Origin of the sequence: Paenibacillus oryzisoli, assembly GCF_050467285.1 — a bacterium.
Lineage (GTDB): Bacteria > Bacillota > Bacilli > Paenibacillales > NBRC-103111 > Paenibacillus_E > Paenibacillus_E oryzisoli_A.
Window position 1 is genome coordinate 740,540 of sequence record NZ_JBCMUN010000005.1, and the last position, 17,308, is coordinate 757,847.

Sequence of the window (17,308 nt, forward strand, 5' to 3'; positions counted from 1 at the left end):
AATCTATTAATACTAGATTCTCCATCTAACCGAAAAATAATACGTATAGATAACAAAATAATAATTATATTACTTTTACAATCATGTTTTTATAAACAATTCTTGTCTACACTTTTTATGAGGTGTAGACAATGTCCGATCACGATCACGTTCAGGTTCTACTTGGAAAGCGAATTCGAGATTTAAGAAAAGCAAAGGGATATTCTCAAGAATATTTAGCTGAAATTTCAGGATTTCATTACACGTATATTGGCGGTTTAGAACGCGCTCAAAAGAATATCACTTTGGCAAACCTAATCAAAATTGCTTGTGCTCTGGATGTTGGAGTTTACGATTTATTTGCATACAATAAATTAAGTTCATCAGTTGATAAAAAGTCTTCAGATATTGAAAAAATAATTGAAGTTCTAATTAAACTCCCCAACAAAGACGTTAGAAAGATTAAAGATTTCGTATACGGCATGTTTGAAGATAAAATATGAGTGGAGGTAATTCTCCCCCACTTTTTCACTCAAAAAAAGAGGACTCCTTAAGCGGAGTCCTCTTTTGATTCTAATTCAGCGGCCAAGATTTTAGCCATATCCTTCTCAGCGAATTCACCGATAATATTTTTTTGCGCTTTTGCAAGGACTGTGCCATCTAATTTTTTTAATACATCGAAATCATTAAAATCTTCTTCCATAACCCCTATGATTTCGAAGGATTCCCTTAGAATTGGTTTAATCCATCCAACTAACCCTCCAGTTAGACTGTGAAGTAAATCAGGAAAAGCACTATTATCCTTTGACCAATCCAGTAATTCTGGAGGTGGAGAAAGTTGCTCCTCTATATTCTTAATAAACTCTCTAAACGCGTGGTCACACTTATCAAAATGATTCAATACTGTTTTAGGATACCGCCGAATGTGTTGAGTATTTAAAGTTCTGAGTTCTTCTATGGCAATAGTCCCCGCGCATACTAAACAAACATCAGCTGAATTGGCTATATCCTTAATATTTTCCATTACAGCTTTTCGTGTGACAAATGTTGAAGCTAATAAATAATCCAACTCATCAATAATGAGCATTTCAACCCTTAATTTCTTCATCATGTCGAAAGCTTGAGTTTTAATTATATCAACATCTGCATTACGAGCTGGTAATTCCATTGCCTTAAGAATGTTATTGTAGAATGCTTTATACGTAAACGGGATGGGAAGAGTCATATAGATAACAGGTTTTAGATCAGTTTCAGTTTCCTTATCGTCCACAACCGTCCAACCCTTATTCTTTTTAACATATTTTTTCAAAGTCATGGATTTACCAGCTCCTGATTTTCCTTCAACAAATATATGGATAGGAGCTTCCTCACTGTCTACACCATTTCTTTTATTCCTCCGATTTGTATTCAGTCTTTTCCAAATTCGTGTAACCTCATCATGTTCAACAAAAAAATTATTAATTCTGTCCTGAAACTCTTTATGATCTTTACTAATCATAGATGCTCTCAATCCTTTCATTCTTTTTTACAAGTATCTCCTAGCCAAGTTAAATATAATCTCCGTTCAGCTTCCTTTCTATAAATGTAAGTAACAAAAGAGGCCCTACGGCCTCTTTCTCTTTAGATCTCTGTCCCATTACGTTGGTTATTGTATCTTTCTATCAAGCTTTGTGTTTGTGAGGTCGAAGACCTTACAGTTGGCTCAGGCGCTGGAAGAGTCACTGATAAATTACTTACTTTATTCAAAATATGCTTCCGCATTGAAGCATTTTTATTTACCATTGTTTCAAAGCGTTCTTTAATCATTTTTTTTCCTTCTACAATTTGATCGGAGCCCGGAATTTGCCTTTTGTTAATTTTCCCCTTATCAATTAAAACCTTTCTGATTGCCCTATATAGCGCCCTACTCATTCCTTGTACTTGCTCTGCAGGCGGTGAGATAGATGGCACCTCAATATAGGTCTGATTGGTTGTATCTAGAATATAAATTTTGGATATATCTCTTACATCATACTTAATCTTTACATTTTTTTTAAGACGAGTATTAATAAACCGGCTAGTTTCAGGCGAGGCATATCTTACATTATCCTCCCGAATTCCATCTTTATCGTAGGACTTCATGTCAACCGGAAGCAATTTGATGAGGTAGCTTTCCTCTTGATCAGTCGGGATACTCGGTGGATAGCCCATAATATTAACCGCTTCATAAAATCTTACAGCAGGGGTATCTTGATCAAGCGGTAAGCCTTTATGTGTATCAAAATGATATACATCAACAAAATATCGTACAAGCAGTTCTGTTAAATCAGAAAGAGTAAGAATCGCTTCTTTTCTCGCTGCTTGACGATCCTCTGCTTTACTTCCTTTATTGTAATATCCTAATAATTCTTCTAGAAACTCATCATTAATTGTTCTAAAGTATCGTTCTATAATCCCTCCATACCTTGGAGTCGCTATTGGCCTAAATCTAACTTCAGCGTGCAGTTCATCTTCAATCATGCTCTTCACGTAAGCATTGTTGAATTCAGTACCATTATCCATGTAGAATACAGTCGGAATTCCATGCATTTCCCAATCGTTAATCGTACCGTAATTTTGTTTAGCTCTTTTTAAACATAATCCGTTGTAAACTGCACACATTACTTTATGACCAGATGGACTTTGGAATGAAAGGTCAAATCCCCAGATCATTCTTGTATATACATCAATTGCAAGGGTTAACCAAGGTTCACCAAGATCGCTGCCTGTGGTCTCGTCAATTAATTTTATTGGGAGCTGTGCATGATCAATCTCAATAACATGTAGAGGGCTTTTTGCGAAGTATCCTGAGACCCGTTGTGTTACAGGGTCGTGGTATTCTGCTTCCATGTTACCTTTCGATAACCTATCGTATATTTGTGAATTAATTCTTTGTACCATTTTGTATACTGTGTCATAAAGCAGTGGTTCTAAGCTCTTTGCAGAACAAAGGATTTCCAAGTCAGAGTGAAGATGACTAATTTTCCTTCTTTTCTTTGCTAAAAAACGCTTAATACCATGCTCAATTACAGAAATGTATGCTTCATTATCGATCCTACAGTAAATCGTATCAAGAATAATTTCATCTTTTTTGGGATGTCGAATTTGAATAGCCTTCTCATCCTCCCTTGAATGTGTATTATAGTACCTTTTTGAGATGAGTCCTTCAACTCCAAAATTCCCCCTGTTATTTTCAGAATCATAATAGTCCTTTAGGTACCTTTCTAACTGTCTTGTACCTCTTTTCTTTCCCCCTAGTTCTTGTGACTTACCCGATATCCTCTCTAGAAGCCCTTTTTTTGTTATGTCAGCTATGGTTTCATTATCCTTTAGTAACAACGATTTGTAATGTTCATTAAAAGAATTTAGAGCGTACAAATCGCCTTGTTTAATTTTATCGAAGAGAAGTAAAGGCTTAACCAGATTGAGTCTCTCAAAAGTTTTTTTCTTCCTCTCCGGACTTAATGTATCCAGCATGAATGACACTTTTTTTTCTTCATTAGATTGGATTTTTGCAGATCTCTGCATGGCACCATCAGCTATTTTAAATGTAGGATCCTCAATTAAGGAAATGTAACTTATTTCTCTTATTTTCTTATCCCCATCTTCTCGATAATAAAAAATACTTGGTGGCTTAATATCATGAACGAAAAATTTGACTCCATTTAGATAAAACTCATCGTCAATAGCCAATGGATTATGTAATTTCATATCAATTACTTCCCTTCAAACAACAGATTAATATCATGAAATAACGATCCAAATGAAACTTCGCTTGTGTGATCGATCTTTTTATTTATGTTCGTCACTAAAGTTCCGGTAGCGATCATATGAAAAATTAGTGGCAACACGTGTCGATAATCCACTTTTGGTTCAAAACTTTTAGCTACGCGGATCACCTCTACTTTATGAAGGTAGTTTATCCGACGAATAATTTCTGGTATCAAGTCGCAGTAATATTCTCTTGGCCGCAAGTAATTCACTAGCCACAAAATATTGTCTTTAATGATTTCTGGTATCGATACCTTGGGATTCACCAATTCGTATTCCCAGCCTTGTCGTTTAGCATAATCCTCACAAGCTAAAAATAAGTCTGGATTTTGTTCGACTTTTTTATTGCCCCCTTTAATTTGAAATAATTTAGGCCGAGAGCCTTCTCTAAAAGTAAGAACATCTGGAACATGTTGCTCTTCTTTTAGTAAGTACTCTTTAGTTAATCTGTTTTTTGGAACAATCACTGGTTGTTCATAATACCGGATAGTTGCGAAATCCAGTTCTAACAAGTAGTAGAACAAACACTCTCCCCAGAATGACTCATACTGAACTCCCCGCTTCATTTTGTGGCTATACATACTGCCAATCAAATGTTCGAACTCGCGGCTGCCTTTGTTAGATACATTACGTTTTCTCGAGTATAAATCATCCTCTTTGTTCCAATCTTTCTTGGCGCTCCAGTTGTTTACCATTTACCACCCTCCTGAAAGTGACACTTTACGTTCCATTTATTAAAACAGTGTTTCCTGTTTGAATATTATTAAACGAATAAAAACAAAAATCCTCGACTACTCAGATATTCCTGATTAGTCGAGGATTTAAATTTGAGGAGCATGACATTGCCACTGAACAACTACTGAGAATAGAAAAGAAGCAAGGAAGTATTCACCGAGTCAAAACTTTGTCTACAATCACCTTAATTTCGTCGTCGTTATATCCGGCAAGCTTTAATACAATACAGTAGTTGAGGTGCTCTACCAAACGTATAGAGGAAATTACGTCATGGTCCGGCTCATGTTCTCGCTTCTCGTGAGCGAGTTCATTCCGCCACTTGTTGGCAACAATTGCGAGCTGTGTGACGTCATCCCCGAAGTAATCAGACAAAATAACCTTCAGTCCAGACCAGTTATTATAACCGTTATAAACATTGCAGATTTTATCCTGTAGTGATACAGACGGTCTGAGCGAGTCGCGCAGCCGTTTAGCCTTCTTTTTCTTCTCTCCTTTTTGCTCAGTAATGTAACTTTCGATTAATGCTCTTATCTCATCATAGACTTGTATTGTTTCCTCAGATGAGATCTCGGGCAGAAACGTCCTCTGGTAGTATTCAAATGCGGCTGTTATGTGCAGACACTGCTTAAGATCAAGCAACCTTCTGGCAGCACAGGATGAATGTATACTATGAACGGAAACCTTATCATCAAGGAATAAAGATAACAGACTCTCGAAGGCAGGCTCCAGATCGATAAACCGGATGGTCTTCGCGATTACTTTCGACTCTTCAGGATCCTCTTTGTATTTGTTTAAGACAAAAAGTTCAGAAGAGACAGGAACTTCCTTGTGAACGAATATTTCCTTGCCCTCGGAATCTTTATAACCTATTCGCTGGAAATCCCCCACCAAAATGGCACTGTTAATAGCTATGTTTTGCCGATTGCATATAAAGCTAAAGAAGTGTTGAATCAGATAATATAATGACCGGAAGAACTCTAGATCATCGGTTTCATCAAACTCGAGTGTTAATTGAGATTCTGTTTTGGCAAGACTCCCTATGCCGAATTCATAGCTGTTGATTAGCTTGAGCGAGAAAGTGATGTTTCTTCCCATAAATTTGAACTTAAAACTCGTAATGATCTTGGGGCTTCTAAAAAACTCAACACGGTTTTCCTCAGGGTAATAAATGCACATAACGTTTGAAGGGATAAAGTAATTCAATTCTTGGAAGGAGAATTTCATCTTTGTAAAACGTGTATACTCCACATACCCATCTAAGTAAAAGTCTACTCCGTGTTGAACCGTCCCAATGGATATCGGGGTTTCCATCGTTGTCCCTGCTTCGTCCGTTGTTTTTTGCACCCAATAATTTTCGAGAGGTAGGACGAGATGAAATAGAATTCGCCCCCCCAACATCGCACCCCGTTTTTGTCCGATAACCGTTCTTGTATCTTTTTTAAAAGTAAAATGGGAGCCCTCTAGGAATAGTTTCAAAATACCGTTTTCAAAATGGAAAGGAATACTCCTGTCCTTTGAGATAAATGCAAAACCATCACAAGTCATGATGTCCCCTCATTTCCCTATATTTCAATCGTTTATTCAAATAAATTAATTAATTTAAAATTCAAAATAATGACCACTCGCCTACGAGCCTTACATAATATATATCCGTATATGCCGCAAAGCTTATTTCAAGAAACAAGTAGAGATGTATTTATTATTACTGACCCATTCATAACATTGAATCGGTGGCAGTGCATTCGATCGATAACCTAAAAAAAGAGCTAAGTGAGTAGGACCAGCAAAAAATAGATCTATTTGTTTAGCCCCGATCTTTCCAGCAACTATCGCTATTTCCCTTTTTATTTTTTCAACTGTCGCGTTTGCTTGCTTTGCCGAAACAATAGGATCTGAGGAAAACAAATGAAGTTTCGGTAGATGAGACAGATCATTGTTTTGCGTAAAAGTTTGAACTTCGGAAGCAAGATTTTCTTTCATAATGCCTATTGTTACAAGCAATCGGTCACCTGCACCTTCAACGTATGTAGGAGTGAGCGTATAGTTAGGCGTTTGTGAATCTGCATGATCATCAGTTGACCAGCGTTCACCTCGATAGTTCATATCCAACGTATATCCAGCTACTGCCGAAAAAACTTTTCCAAAGGCAATCGCGGCTGAGATTCGTCGGTTTCCATTTAACTCTATCCTGGGTGTGTTCCTTTGACTTTTTAACCATTTGGATGTTTCGTATAATTGCGGTACTAGTTTAGAATTCCACTCCTCTTCAGAAGGGTATACTCTTTCTGCTCCTCCGAAAAAAGAAACCCATTCAAATTGTAGTGCCTTTTCGCTCTTGGTTACTTCCTCCATTTCTGTCGATATAACCACTTGCTTTGGCTCTAAGCGATACTTCCCACTAATAGCAGATTGCATGGTTTTCTCTATTTGAAGCCTTGTGATGGGGCGTGATTTATGTGATCGAACCAAAGCAAGTAAACTGCGAAAAATATTTGGAATTTCTTTAACCGGAAGGTCTTCATACTCTGGTAAATGACGTTGGAGTTGGCTCTGAAACATTCCATTTGCAGTTTCCTCTTCAGAAATTAAGTTCCAATTATGTTCAATTTGAATTTTATTGTAAAGGAATTCTGCCATCTCTACGTCTTTCTCGAGCTTACCAACACGTTCAACATAATCAGCATACGAATTCACGGTAACACCTGATGATGCATCGTAAAATGGTTGCGGGTCGCGTATCCGACGTAAACCATTAATAAGTGGTTTAAGTTCATCGGATATCCCGGCACAAGATATCGTGAATTTACTAAATGATCCAGGACTTCCTTCATCCAGCTCTTTAAAGCGTTCAACTTCTGCCCAAAATTCTTTTGGAGTTACATGATGATTTTTAGCTTCCAGTGCCTCCCGAGTGATACCTTCAGCAGGGGAAAAGAACTTTGCTTCAAAATCAGCTACCCCTTCACGTATTAATGAATCGAATCCTTCAAACGATAACCAAAAGGGCACTTTACAAAGAATCAGACATGTTTGAAAGTCGAACCCCGTTTCTGCAGTATCCCCGCCTTGCGATTTAGGCTCAAGTAGAGATGGTGTTGGCTTATTATTTTCTGTCATCTTTCGTCGCCCTCCAATACTAGCTCGCCCGTCATAACTTCAAATCCAGGCGCAAAAAGACTAACACTGCCTGCTATATCCCCCGCCGCCAACTTTACAATTAAAAGAATTGAAAAATTTGCACTGACGGATGGGTCGTGAACTATCTCCCACATACTTTCTTGATCAAGGCTGCTCGGTATTAAAGAAAAAGAGGGGTGAGAGTGCCACTCTCCCAAATAGTTAAATCGAGTGTATTGAAAATCGGTACTTTTAAAAAATGTCCGTAGGGATTGTTTAAGTGAATCCTCCATTTTTCGCACGAAGGTAATCCACGTGCCACCTTGTTGCTGAACTGTGAAATCGCAAATTCGAAACACACTTTCAGATACATGCTCCCCCATTAAGATGCCACCAATTTCTCGAGTCCCCGCACTTTTAAGTAAGCCGATCATTCTTTTTCTTATCTTAAATGGCAGAAGGATCTTAATCATCTTTTTCCTCCAATAATTTCATAAGAAAGGAAACGTTCTCGGAATTTAATTTGGCATCCACCAAAGAAGGTTCCTCATCTTGGAGTAAATGGTCAGTTTGAATCGGTCTCGTGTCAAATGGTTGACTAAAGATCCATCCTTCGGATAAACCAATGAGATACATGGAGTACGGAAACATCGATTTATCCGAATGTACTTCTGCAGTATCTACAACAAGTCGTGTTAAATGACTCGCTATAACCGATACATCTGCATCTGATGCAATATATACTTCTCCATCGCTATTTTCAATTGTGTATGGTGCTGGAATATTCGAATTAATATCTGGCGCGTCGAAGGTGTACTGATGGTAAGCTTGCCTCATAGCTTGTGGGTTTGGATCACGTCCTGGGCGACTGCGCGCTACAAGCCCTCCAATCCCGCCGGCATACACTTCTGTCCAGATCAGAGGTTTTTTGCTCGCGGTAGAAATAGAAGCTAACAAATTGAATACTTGCCCGTTTGCCGTTGCATCAACGATAACATCACATGTGCTTATTTTTACAAGCGCACCGTTGACTGCTGCATTCGATTCTTGTCCAGTTAAATTGATACTCGTCGTTTCAACTGTAACTGTTGGTGAAATGTAGCGTAGTTTTTGTGCAATGCCGTCCACCTTATGAAAACCAACATTGCGCCAATCGAGGGAATGTCGTTCAAGATTTCCAACCAAGAAAAGATCTTCATCGACCAAATAAAATTTACCGGCTCCCATGCGACAAAGGGATTCTGCCACCTTACTACCTACTGATCCTAAGCCAACGATGGCAATTCGTTTTTCGCTCAACCTTTGGCAAAATTCTGGTGTCCGTTTATTTTTACTATCGTCCATCAAGATCGCTAAGTCGCGCAGTTCATCGTCCGAAGAATAATACAAATGCATCCCTGCTTGTTGATCGATCAGGATGACGCCCTGTATTCTATCTTCACCGTTTGGCTGAGTTAATGTAAGCACTACTTCGTCATGTGTTTTAACCAATTCCTGCAGATTTTCAAATGTTTTTATTTCTCGCACTTGCTCAGCTGTAGCAGAAGTGCGGTAAACAAGCCATTGTTCCTTACCATAACTTTTTTTTAAAGGTTCTGGAATATGTGGGTTTTCATAATCGTTGATTTGAAGTACATGATAAACGATGGTTCCAACTTCAACAACGTATTTTAATGTCGCATGCCCTACTTTTTTTTCTTCGGTCGCTGATAAATAATCAAACAGAGATTCAGTCATGTGCATACGGAAAATTTTACTTCGAAGTGATTGACCAGGCGTTAGAAAATGGCGAGATGGAACGATTTCGTGCTGTTCCGATTGCCCTAGTGGGTTCTCGGCTTCGAGCAGTCGGTAAGTGCTCTCCAGCATTTGTGCAGCTGTTATATCATGATGCCAATTATCCGGTCCCCATTCCAGACATAGTGTACCGTTGGAATATTGATGTTCTGACCATCGTACATCGGAATCGATTGGTGCCACATAAGGAGGTGTGGCAGGGAAAAAGTCAGGATATGTAAGCTTCACTTGGTAAACAAGTTCGTGGGCTTTGATATCTGCTTTTACTGTAAGCCTCGGCTCGATACTCCACTTAATACCTACAAGCCAACTTGCATTGGCTTGTAACCTATCCAGTTCGTTACGCTCATGCGCCAATCGAGAGAGATCAGTTAAATACCAAATACCCATTTATGCAAACCCTCCGGGTTTTTTCGGCTCTACCGCACGATTAGGAAATGCAAGCGTTGGTGCTACTGCGCTAGCAAGAAGCGAATTGCTTTGAACTGCACTGGATTTTGGGAACCTATCTCCAAACAAAATACGCCATTTATTGATTGACTTGTCTGTGTCTTTCTCATCGATAGCTTCTCTTCCAATTTTTGCATGGGCTTTGACTTTATTATAAAACCCTTCAAAAGCATCAAAAGTCATGCCGGCGGTCACTGTATTTCCACTGACACCCGGATCACCAATATGCGGAACGCTACCAAGTGAAATATAAATCTTGTATTTCTCGACGATCTTTTCTAAGGTCCCAACAAACAATTCACCGTAGTTGGTCTGTTGCCGATCCATACATTCAGCAACGATACACTCAATAACAAATCCCTTAGGCTTTTTAGCGAGAGTTGTGTTCTCCCTTCTCCACCATTTCATCAACTTAACAAGCCGCTTAAAACGTCCGCCGCTATCTTGATTGATTTCGGTCGTCCAGACTGTATGTTTCGGAGGATTTGTAATTATCCATTGTTCCTTTTTACGGTCTGGAATATAAAGCGTTCCTTCCATGCCGTTTGGAGCAATAATCGGTACAACATCGATGTCAACTTTATCAGTCTGAATTCCGACTGATCGATTTTGTTTCCGAATGGTTGCATACTCGGATTTTAATGTACTGTACAAGGAATCAATCACACTTTGAGGATCGTCCGACAATGTATATTTTGTCACGACGATAATATCGACATCGGGGCGCGCAACAGTGCCTTCTTTTATCTTAGGACGGATTGCCGTATCTCGTTTATATGACCCAGATAAAAACGAACTGACATAATACTTCTTATAAGTAGCGTGTCCACTAAGAAAGTCTCTTACCTTAGTGTGCCCATTGCTTGCATCTGTTTTCGTTGTTTGGCTCGGTTCAATATCAGTTAAAAATGAAGTGAATTGTGTTTGAGTAATCAATTTTCCCGCTCCCTTATTGGATTGATTGGTTTATTTCGCCAACTATTCTAGGCTCAGTATGCTCTTCTTCGTCTTGGACGAGAGTCACTGTTCCCCATGGCCACGAGTATAAAACCAAGTACACAAAGCACGATTAACAGCCATGAGAAGTATACGAGGAAGTAAAGGCTAGCAATAACAAACAATGCCCCTGCTACGCATAGTAAAACCCGTACCCATAATGCAGACTCGTCACCTACATACGACAGACGAAAGGAAACAATTGCTGCAAAGCCGCAGAGTAAAAATGCACCAAATGAAATGCATGTAATTTTTAAATAATGTAATGGACTAGCGAAATAAAACTTCACTAGTTCAGAAAACGTTTCGGGTTTAGGAAGCTCTGAAATCAATGTGTATGCGTAGTAAGATATCGCGGCTGCTGCCGCATATATGATGGCACAAATCCATGGGTTTTTCATTTCATCGATGGCTTCAAGAAAAGAACGCATTAGTAACCTGCTTTCATAAAGAGTTTTTAAGTAGCAGGAATTTAGTCAGTGATGTAGAATAACTTGTGTTAACTAGTCAGGTTTTTGTTAATGACTTTTGGCGAAGGTTAACAAAAACATACATGCACTACCAAATCCCTGCGATGGAAAGCTTAACTTCGGTTAAGCTTTTTTTCATTTTCACAACAATCAGTTGAAGCTTGTCCAATACTACTTTTCCTTATGGATCCCTTTAAACGGAGTTAGACTTCTTGTTTTCTGATCCATGGTTCTTCCGGTATTACTGTCCCGTTTTACCCAATTACCGTTTGGAGCTTGAAATTGACTCCGATCTCGAACCGCCCCAACTCTTCCTGCACCTGGTTTGCCGTTTGTTGCCATGTTGGCACTCCCCTCTTGGATATTTTTCCCTTAAGCACATAACTAGATTATCACTTTTAACTCAATAATGTCAACATTATTAACTATTGATTATTTATAAAGTCAATGTCGTTGACATTTCATGTCAACGACACAAACATTTCTTTTTAGAGACTTTCCTCTCATTGACTTTAATTTTTTTGAAGGTAATATTAGTTTTAGAACGACTTTGTAATTGGAGCTAATATGATGATTGAAGAATTACTTTATAAAGAAATAGGGACAAGAATAAAAACTTTCCGTGAGAAGAAAAAATGGACACAAGAAGAACTTGCTGATCGTGTTCATCGTTCAAGAACTTCAATAACTAATATTGAACAAGGAAAGCAGCGCTTTCAAATCCATTCCTTGTATGAAATTGCGGAGACTCTGGGCATTACCCCCTTAGAATTACTCCCACAACCGGCTGAACTTATTACAAATGTTGAGTTACCTGAAAAAGTGGAAAAACTAGATGCTGATGGTATTGAATTTTTCAAGAAAATGTATTTAAATTCAAAAAGACTGGGGGATAAATCATGAATATTAGTAAAGCAGAAAAAAGAGCTGAACAACTGCTGAACAAATTAAATATTCAAGAACTACCAATTCCAGTTGAGGAAATCGCAAAGAACTTAGATATTCATGTCCAATATCAACCTTTTGAAGGTGAATTATCTGGATTACTCTTTCGAAATGAGGACGAGAGTGAAGTTATTATTGGGGTCAACTCTTCTCACTCTCTAAATAGACAACGTTTTACGATTGCACATGAACTTGGTCACTTTCTCTTACATAAAGGTAATGAAATGCATGTCGATCGAGGTTTTAAGTTAAATTTTAGGGATGAAAACTCCTCAAAAGCCATTAACCATGAAGAGGTCGAAGCGAATGCTTTTGCCGCTGCGCTTTTGATGCCAAAACAATTTCTTATCGAAGCAATTCAAGAAAAGTTAGATGGGGAAATCGATTTACTTAACAATGAATCAAAACAATTCACTGAAATAGCTGAACAATTTAAAGTAAGTCAACAAGCTTTATTTATTCGTTTAGGTAAAATCGGTGTTATTTAAATTAATAGTTAGCTCAAAAAAGAGGCAATCTGTTAGATGCCTCTTTTTTTGTGCTTTAATTTTAAATTCTTTTTTCTTTATTACTCATTCTCAACAAAAAATCCACCTCATAATAAAGCTGTTAACTCTCCTAAAATTATTGGATCGCAAAATAAGAGACCTTAAAGAGAATTAAGGACAGAGTATTTTTTTGCACCAAATGTATATATCAACCAAGACCCGTTATAATGCTGATGTTGAAACATCTATTAGGAAGAACAAAAGAACTTTTTGTATTGATGATATACGGGTATGGAAGAACGAAAATACGTTAGGACGCTAACGCAAGATACTATTGATAGGTCTTGGGTGGATATGAGGAACTCTTGATTCTCCTGAATCAAATGAAAGTTGAGATCAACTCACGAATAAATGGATGCATGAGGCGCGCAGAGATCCTGAATATAAATATTAGATAAGAACAAAAAATACTCGTAGGAATGATTATACTTTTTAAAAAACGTCATTTAAAATTACAATTTTGAACCAGATCGTATGAATAGAGTATAGAAAAAAACTAAGTAATTACCGACTAAAAGATCTCATCCTAAACAAATAAAAAGCCCGTAGCATCAAGGCTCGGGCCAACGTCCAAATATGTTACAATCGAACGACATTTAATCTTCCAGTCACCGACATTTTAAGTTACAGCTCACACACACAGGGGCACCCCACCCCTGGCTTCTCTCTTACGAACACCTGCTGTACCCGCAGTTGACGCAGTTCTTGCACCCTTCGCTGTTCACCAGCGAAGCGGAACCGCACGACGGGCACAGGTCCTTCGACGCGACTCCTGCCGCGCCAGCGTTCTCGTGCCCGTGCGCGCTGCTGCTAGGCGCAGTGGCCGGTGTCGGCGGCGCCTCCACAACTTCACTCGTCGCGGTCACGTAGTTCCGCGCGTCGTCGGGCTCGCTCATCACTTCTTCGTGCTGCTCGAGCGCTTTGGCCACCGCGTCGGCGATCGACTCGACGCGGTTCGTGCCGAACCCAATGGCGCCGGAGCCGCCAATGCCTTTCAAGTGCTTCACGAGCAGCTTCACTTTGTCGCCGTGGTCCCCGTACCGCAGGAACAAGGAGCAGACGCGGCCCAGCGCTTCGGACATCGCGAACACGTCAGAGCCCGCTTTCCCTACGTTGAGGAAAATTTCGCTCGGCGTGCCGTTCATGTCGTTGATCGTAATATACGCCATGCCGAACGGCGTATTCACTTTGTACGTCGCCCCGCGCAAAATTTGCGGGCGGCGCTTGTACTGGCGATCGAAGACCTGCTCCGTCTTCACATCCACATTCACGGCCAGCTTGCCGGAAAACTGCGTCAAGCTGTCTTCCTCTTTGACCGCTTCCGCCGCCACAGCGACCGGAGCAACCTCCTGCTGCTTCTCTTCCTTCTTCTCGTCCGCAGCTCCAGAACCAGCGCCCGTGCTCAGCACCTGCACATCACGGCTGCCGTCACGATAGATCGTCACGCCTTTGCAGCCGAGGTCGAATGCCAATTCATACAAACGCTTCGTTTCTTCCACCGTGAAGTCCGACGGACAGTTCGCCGTTTTGGAAATGGAGCTGTCGACCCATGTCTGAATAGCCGCCTGCACACGAATATGATCTTCCGCTGTCAAGGTCATGGAAGTCACGAAGTAATCCGGCAGCTCTTGGCCTGGGTTTGCATCCTTCCATTCCTGCGCAATCGGCACGTATTGCTTATCGAAGCCAAGCCGGCTTTGACGGAAATATTCAAAGGCAAAGTACGGCTCAATCCCTGTCGAAGTACCGACCATCGTGCCCGTGCTGCCTGTCGGTGCTTGCGTAATGACGGTCACGTTGCGCATGCCGTGCTGGAGAATAGCTGCGCCCACTTCCGGATACACGCGAGTCATGTTGTTCATAAAGCCGCTTTGCAGGAATTTTTCTGCATCAAACGCTTGGAACGAGCCTTTTTCAGCTGCAATTTCAGCGGAAGCCAGATAAGCTTCGCGAGCCATGAAGCCGTACAGCTTATCCAAGAAGTCGAGCGATTCCGGACTGCCGTAACGAATCTGCAACTTGATCATCAGCTCAGCCAGCCCCATGGAACCAAGGCCTACGCGGCGTTCATTTTGCTGATTCGCACGGTTTTCTTCAAAATGGTACGGCGTCTTATCGATAACATTATCCAGAAAACGCGTCGAATAGCGCACGACCTTCCCAAGGTCTTCCCAATCGACATCATGATTCGCTGCATCATAGAATTTGGACAAGTTGACCGCAGATAGGTTGCACACGCCCCAAGCCGGAAGTCCTTGCTCGCCGCACGGATTCGTACAAATAATCGGATTAAAATACCAGCTGTTCGACATCTGGTTATAGTACTCCAGGAAGACAACGCCCGGCTCAGCGGATTTCCAGGCAGACTCGATAATCGTATGCCACACATCGCGCGCGCGAACGGTACGGTAAGGCTTCACCGCTTTGCCCATCGCTTTCCATGCATCCAGATTGCCGTCCCACTTCTCGTCGTACTCCGGATCCGTCGTGTCTGGGAACACCAAATCCCATTCTTTATCTTCTTTCACCGCTTGCATAAACCCATTGCTTACGCAAACAGACAAATTCGCGTTCGTGATCTGCCCCATGGTCGATTTGACCGTGATAAAATCAACCAGATCCGGATGCCAGTCGTTGATCATCAGCATGAGCGCGCCGCGCCGGCTGCCGCCTTGCTCGATCAAGCCAGTCGTGTAGCTGAAAAGCCCACCCCACGACACAGCCCCGCTGGAAGAGCCATTTACACCTTTCACAACCGCGCGCCGCGGACGCAAAGAAGACAGGTTAATGCCGACACCGCCGCCGCGCGACATAATCTCGGTCATTTCCGTCAAGGTATTCATAATGCCGCCGCGGCTGTCCTTCGGCGAAGGAATGACGTAGCAGTTGAACAGCGTCAGCTCGTCGCTCGCATCCGCCCCCGCTGCGATTCGCCCGCCGGGAACCAGCTTCCAGTCATTCAACACATATTTGAACTTCTCCGTCCATTCGGCGCGCTTCTCCGGCGTGCTTTCGACGGATGCCATCGCACCGGCCAGACGGTCCCACATTTCTTCCGGTGATTTTTCTCTATTGAGCGTCAGCTTCTCAACGGCAGATTCCACCGTTTCCCCGCTGCGCGTCAGCACTTTGACAGTATTGCCATCACGGCTAATAATCGCTCCGACCTCTTTGGCCGGAAATTTCGGATCGTCTTTCGTCAGCACGAGCACCGTATCTCCCACTTTAGCCTTGCTCGTGTCCGCATCCTTCAAAGCATAGCGATCCAAAAAGATTTTCTCACTTAAGCCCGTTAATCCCTTGCTCGTGTACCCGTTCCCCATCTTTCAAATACCCTCCCAAGTAGCTGCGATTTCAGCTGCGATTCAAGATATTTGCTGCCTGTGTCAATGCCATCATTTCACAATATCTGGTATGCACCATTCATTATACTACACAACATGTAGTCTTCACAAAGGCATATGTCCCTATTGCCTTTCCCGTCGCAACGTGCTAGTTTTGACGCGGCCCGCGAGCTTTGATACCTTAATAATAGAATACCACAATTCAAATAATTTTAGAACAAATGTTCGATATTTTATTTTTTATAAAGGACGTGAGCCCAATGTATTTTTTCAAAAACGAATTTATCCCTGCACATGACGTGCACATTTCTCCGAATGACCGAGGTTATTACTTTGGCGACGGCATTTACGAGGTGTTTCGCGTCTACCACGGGGAATTGTACGAGTGTGACGCTCACATGGATCGGCTGGAGCGGACAGCTTCGGAGGTCAAGCTAACGCTCCCTTACACTCGCGAGCAGTTCGTCAGCATGCTGCGCGAGCTAATTTCCCGCAACAGCCTCCTTGAAGGCACCGTCTATCTGCAAATCACCCGTGGTGAAGCTCCGCGAGCCCACCCTTTCCCGCAAACCGCCGAGCCGGTCATGCTCGCCTACTGCAATGAGGTCCCGCGCCCGCTTGCTACGATCCAGCAAGGCATTCGCGCCATAACCCAGCCCGACATTCGCTGGCTGCGCTGCGACCTAAAAACGCTGAACCTGCTGCCGAACGTACTGGCCAAACAGGCAGCATTAGATTTCGGTGTGCAGGAAGTCATCCTCCACCGCGAAGGCATCGTAACGGAGTGCAGCGCGTCGAACCTGATGATCGTCTCCAACGGAGAACTGCTCACACATCCAGCCAACAACCTGATTCTGCACGGCATCACACGCATGGTCGTGCTCAGAATCGCGCGTTCACTAGGTATCCCCGCTCGTGAGGAAGCATTTACGACAGACGATCTTCTCCAAGCGGAAGAAGCCTTTATTACAGGAACGACAATGGAAATTACTCCTGTCGTTCAAGTCGACGGCCGCCCGATAGCCAGCGGCACCCCAGGCCCTGTCGCCCGGCAGCTCCAAGCCGAATTCGAACGTACATTCGCCAAATAACGCCTGCCTGCACAGCAAAACAGCTCAGCATCGTAAAAGATGCTGAG

Annotated in this window: 14 protein-coding genes; 4 read left to right on the forward strand and 10 right to left on the reverse strand. The window is 41.8% G+C overall.

Annotated elements, in window-relative coordinates:
• Positions 1 to 131: 131 nt before the first annotated feature.
• Positions 132 to 482 (forward strand): helix-turn-helix domain-containing protein, encoded by a 351-nt coding sequence (locus ABE504_RS08960; protein WP_430087315.1) that lies wholly within the window; start codon positions 132 to 134, stop codon positions 480 to 482.
• 47 nt (positions 483 to 529) lie between these two features.
• Here ABE504_RS08960 and ABE504_RS08965 read toward each other — a convergent pair whose 3' ends face one another.
• From ABE504_RS08965 to ABE504_RS09005, 9 genes are all read right to left on the reverse strand, one after another.
• A complete protein-coding gene (locus tag ABE504_RS08965; RefSeq protein ID WP_430087318.1) occupies positions 530 to 1,477 on the reverse strand; it encodes a TniB family NTP-binding protein in 948 nt (315 codons plus the stop codon).
• A 122-nt stretch (positions 1,478 to 1,599) separates the two neighbouring features.
• Positions 1,600 to 3,708, reverse strand: coding sequence for a transposase (locus ABE504_RS08970; protein WP_430087321.1), 2,109 nt, complete (start codon positions 3,706 to 3,708; stop codon positions 1,600 to 1,602).
• A 5-nt stretch (positions 3,709 to 3,713) separates the two neighbouring features.
• Positions 3,714 to 4,463 carry a hypothetical protein gene (locus ABE504_RS08975; protein ID WP_430087324.1) on the reverse strand — a complete coding sequence of 250 codons (750 nt, stop codon included), beginning with the start codon at positions 4,461 to 4,463 and terminating at the stop codon, positions 3,714 to 3,716.
• 193 nt (positions 4,464 to 4,656) lie between these two features.
• Positions 4,657 to 6,048, reverse strand: coding sequence for a hypothetical protein (locus tag ABE504_RS08980; RefSeq protein ID WP_430087326.1), 1,392 nt, complete (start codon positions 6,046 to 6,048; stop codon positions 4,657 to 4,659).
• A gap of 123 nt (positions 6,049 to 6,171) precedes the next feature.
• Complete coding sequence (locus ABE504_RS08985) at positions 6,172 to 7,620, reverse strand: SAVED domain-containing protein (RefSeq protein WP_430087329.1); 1,449 nt, start codon at positions 7,618 to 7,620, stop codon at positions 6,172 to 6,174.
• Entirely contained in the window at positions 7,617 to 8,093 is a 477-nt protein-coding gene (locus tag ABE504_RS08990) for a Mov34/MPN/PAD-1 family protein (RefSeq protein ID WP_430087332.1), read from the reverse strand. Before ABE504_RS08990 ends, ABE504_RS08985 begins: the two co-directional genes overlap by 4 nt.
• Positions 8,086 to 9,807, reverse strand: coding sequence for a ThiF family adenylyltransferase (locus tag ABE504_RS08995; RefSeq protein ID WP_430087334.1), 1,722 nt, complete (start codon positions 9,805 to 9,807; stop codon positions 8,086 to 8,088). The genes ABE504_RS08990 and ABE504_RS08995 overlap by 8 nt, the downstream gene beginning before the upstream one ends.
• Complete coding sequence (locus ABE504_RS09000) at positions 9,808 to 10,803, reverse strand: SMODS domain-containing nucleotidyltransferase (protein WP_430087336.1); 996 nt, start codon at positions 10,801 to 10,803, stop codon at positions 9,808 to 9,810.
• 53 nt (positions 10,804 to 10,856) lie between these two features.
• Entirely contained in the window at positions 10,857 to 11,294 is a 438-nt protein-coding gene (locus ABE504_RS09005; protein WP_430087337.1) for a hypothetical protein, read from the reverse strand.
• A 609-nt stretch (positions 11,295 to 11,903) separates the two neighbouring features.
• Between ABE504_RS09005 and ABE504_RS09010 the strand changes: the two genes are divergently transcribed.
• Both ABE504_RS09010 and ABE504_RS09015 read left to right on the forward strand, forming a co-directional pair.
• Entirely contained in the window at positions 11,904 to 12,236 is a 333-nt protein-coding gene (locus ABE504_RS09010; protein WP_430087339.1) for a helix-turn-helix domain-containing protein, read from the forward strand.
• Positions 12,233 to 12,766, forward strand: coding sequence for an ImmA/IrrE family metallo-endopeptidase (locus ABE504_RS09015; RefSeq protein WP_430087341.1), 534 nt, complete (start codon positions 12,233 to 12,235; stop codon positions 12,764 to 12,766). The genes ABE504_RS09010 and ABE504_RS09015 overlap by 4 nt, the downstream gene beginning before the upstream one ends.
• A gap of 728 nt (positions 12,767 to 13,494) precedes the next feature.
• Here the strand turns inward: ABE504_RS09015 and ABE504_RS09020 are convergent.
• The gene (locus tag ABE504_RS09020) at positions 13,495 to 16,149 is read right to left on the reverse strand and encodes an adenosylcobalamin-dependent ribonucleoside-diphosphate reductase (RefSeq protein ID WP_430087342.1); all 2,655 of its coding nucleotides are present in this window, start codon (positions 16,147 to 16,149) and stop codon (positions 13,495 to 13,497) included.
• Positions 16,150 to 16,430: 281 nt separating this feature from the next.
• Between ABE504_RS09020 and dat the strand changes: the two genes are divergently transcribed.
• The gene (gene dat, locus ABE504_RS09025) at positions 16,431 to 17,261 is read left to right on the forward strand and encodes a D-amino-acid transaminase (RefSeq protein ID WP_430087344.1); all 831 of its coding nucleotides are present in this window, start codon (positions 16,431 to 16,433) and stop codon (positions 17,259 to 17,261) included.
• Positions 17,262 to 17,308: the final 47 nt, after the last annotated feature.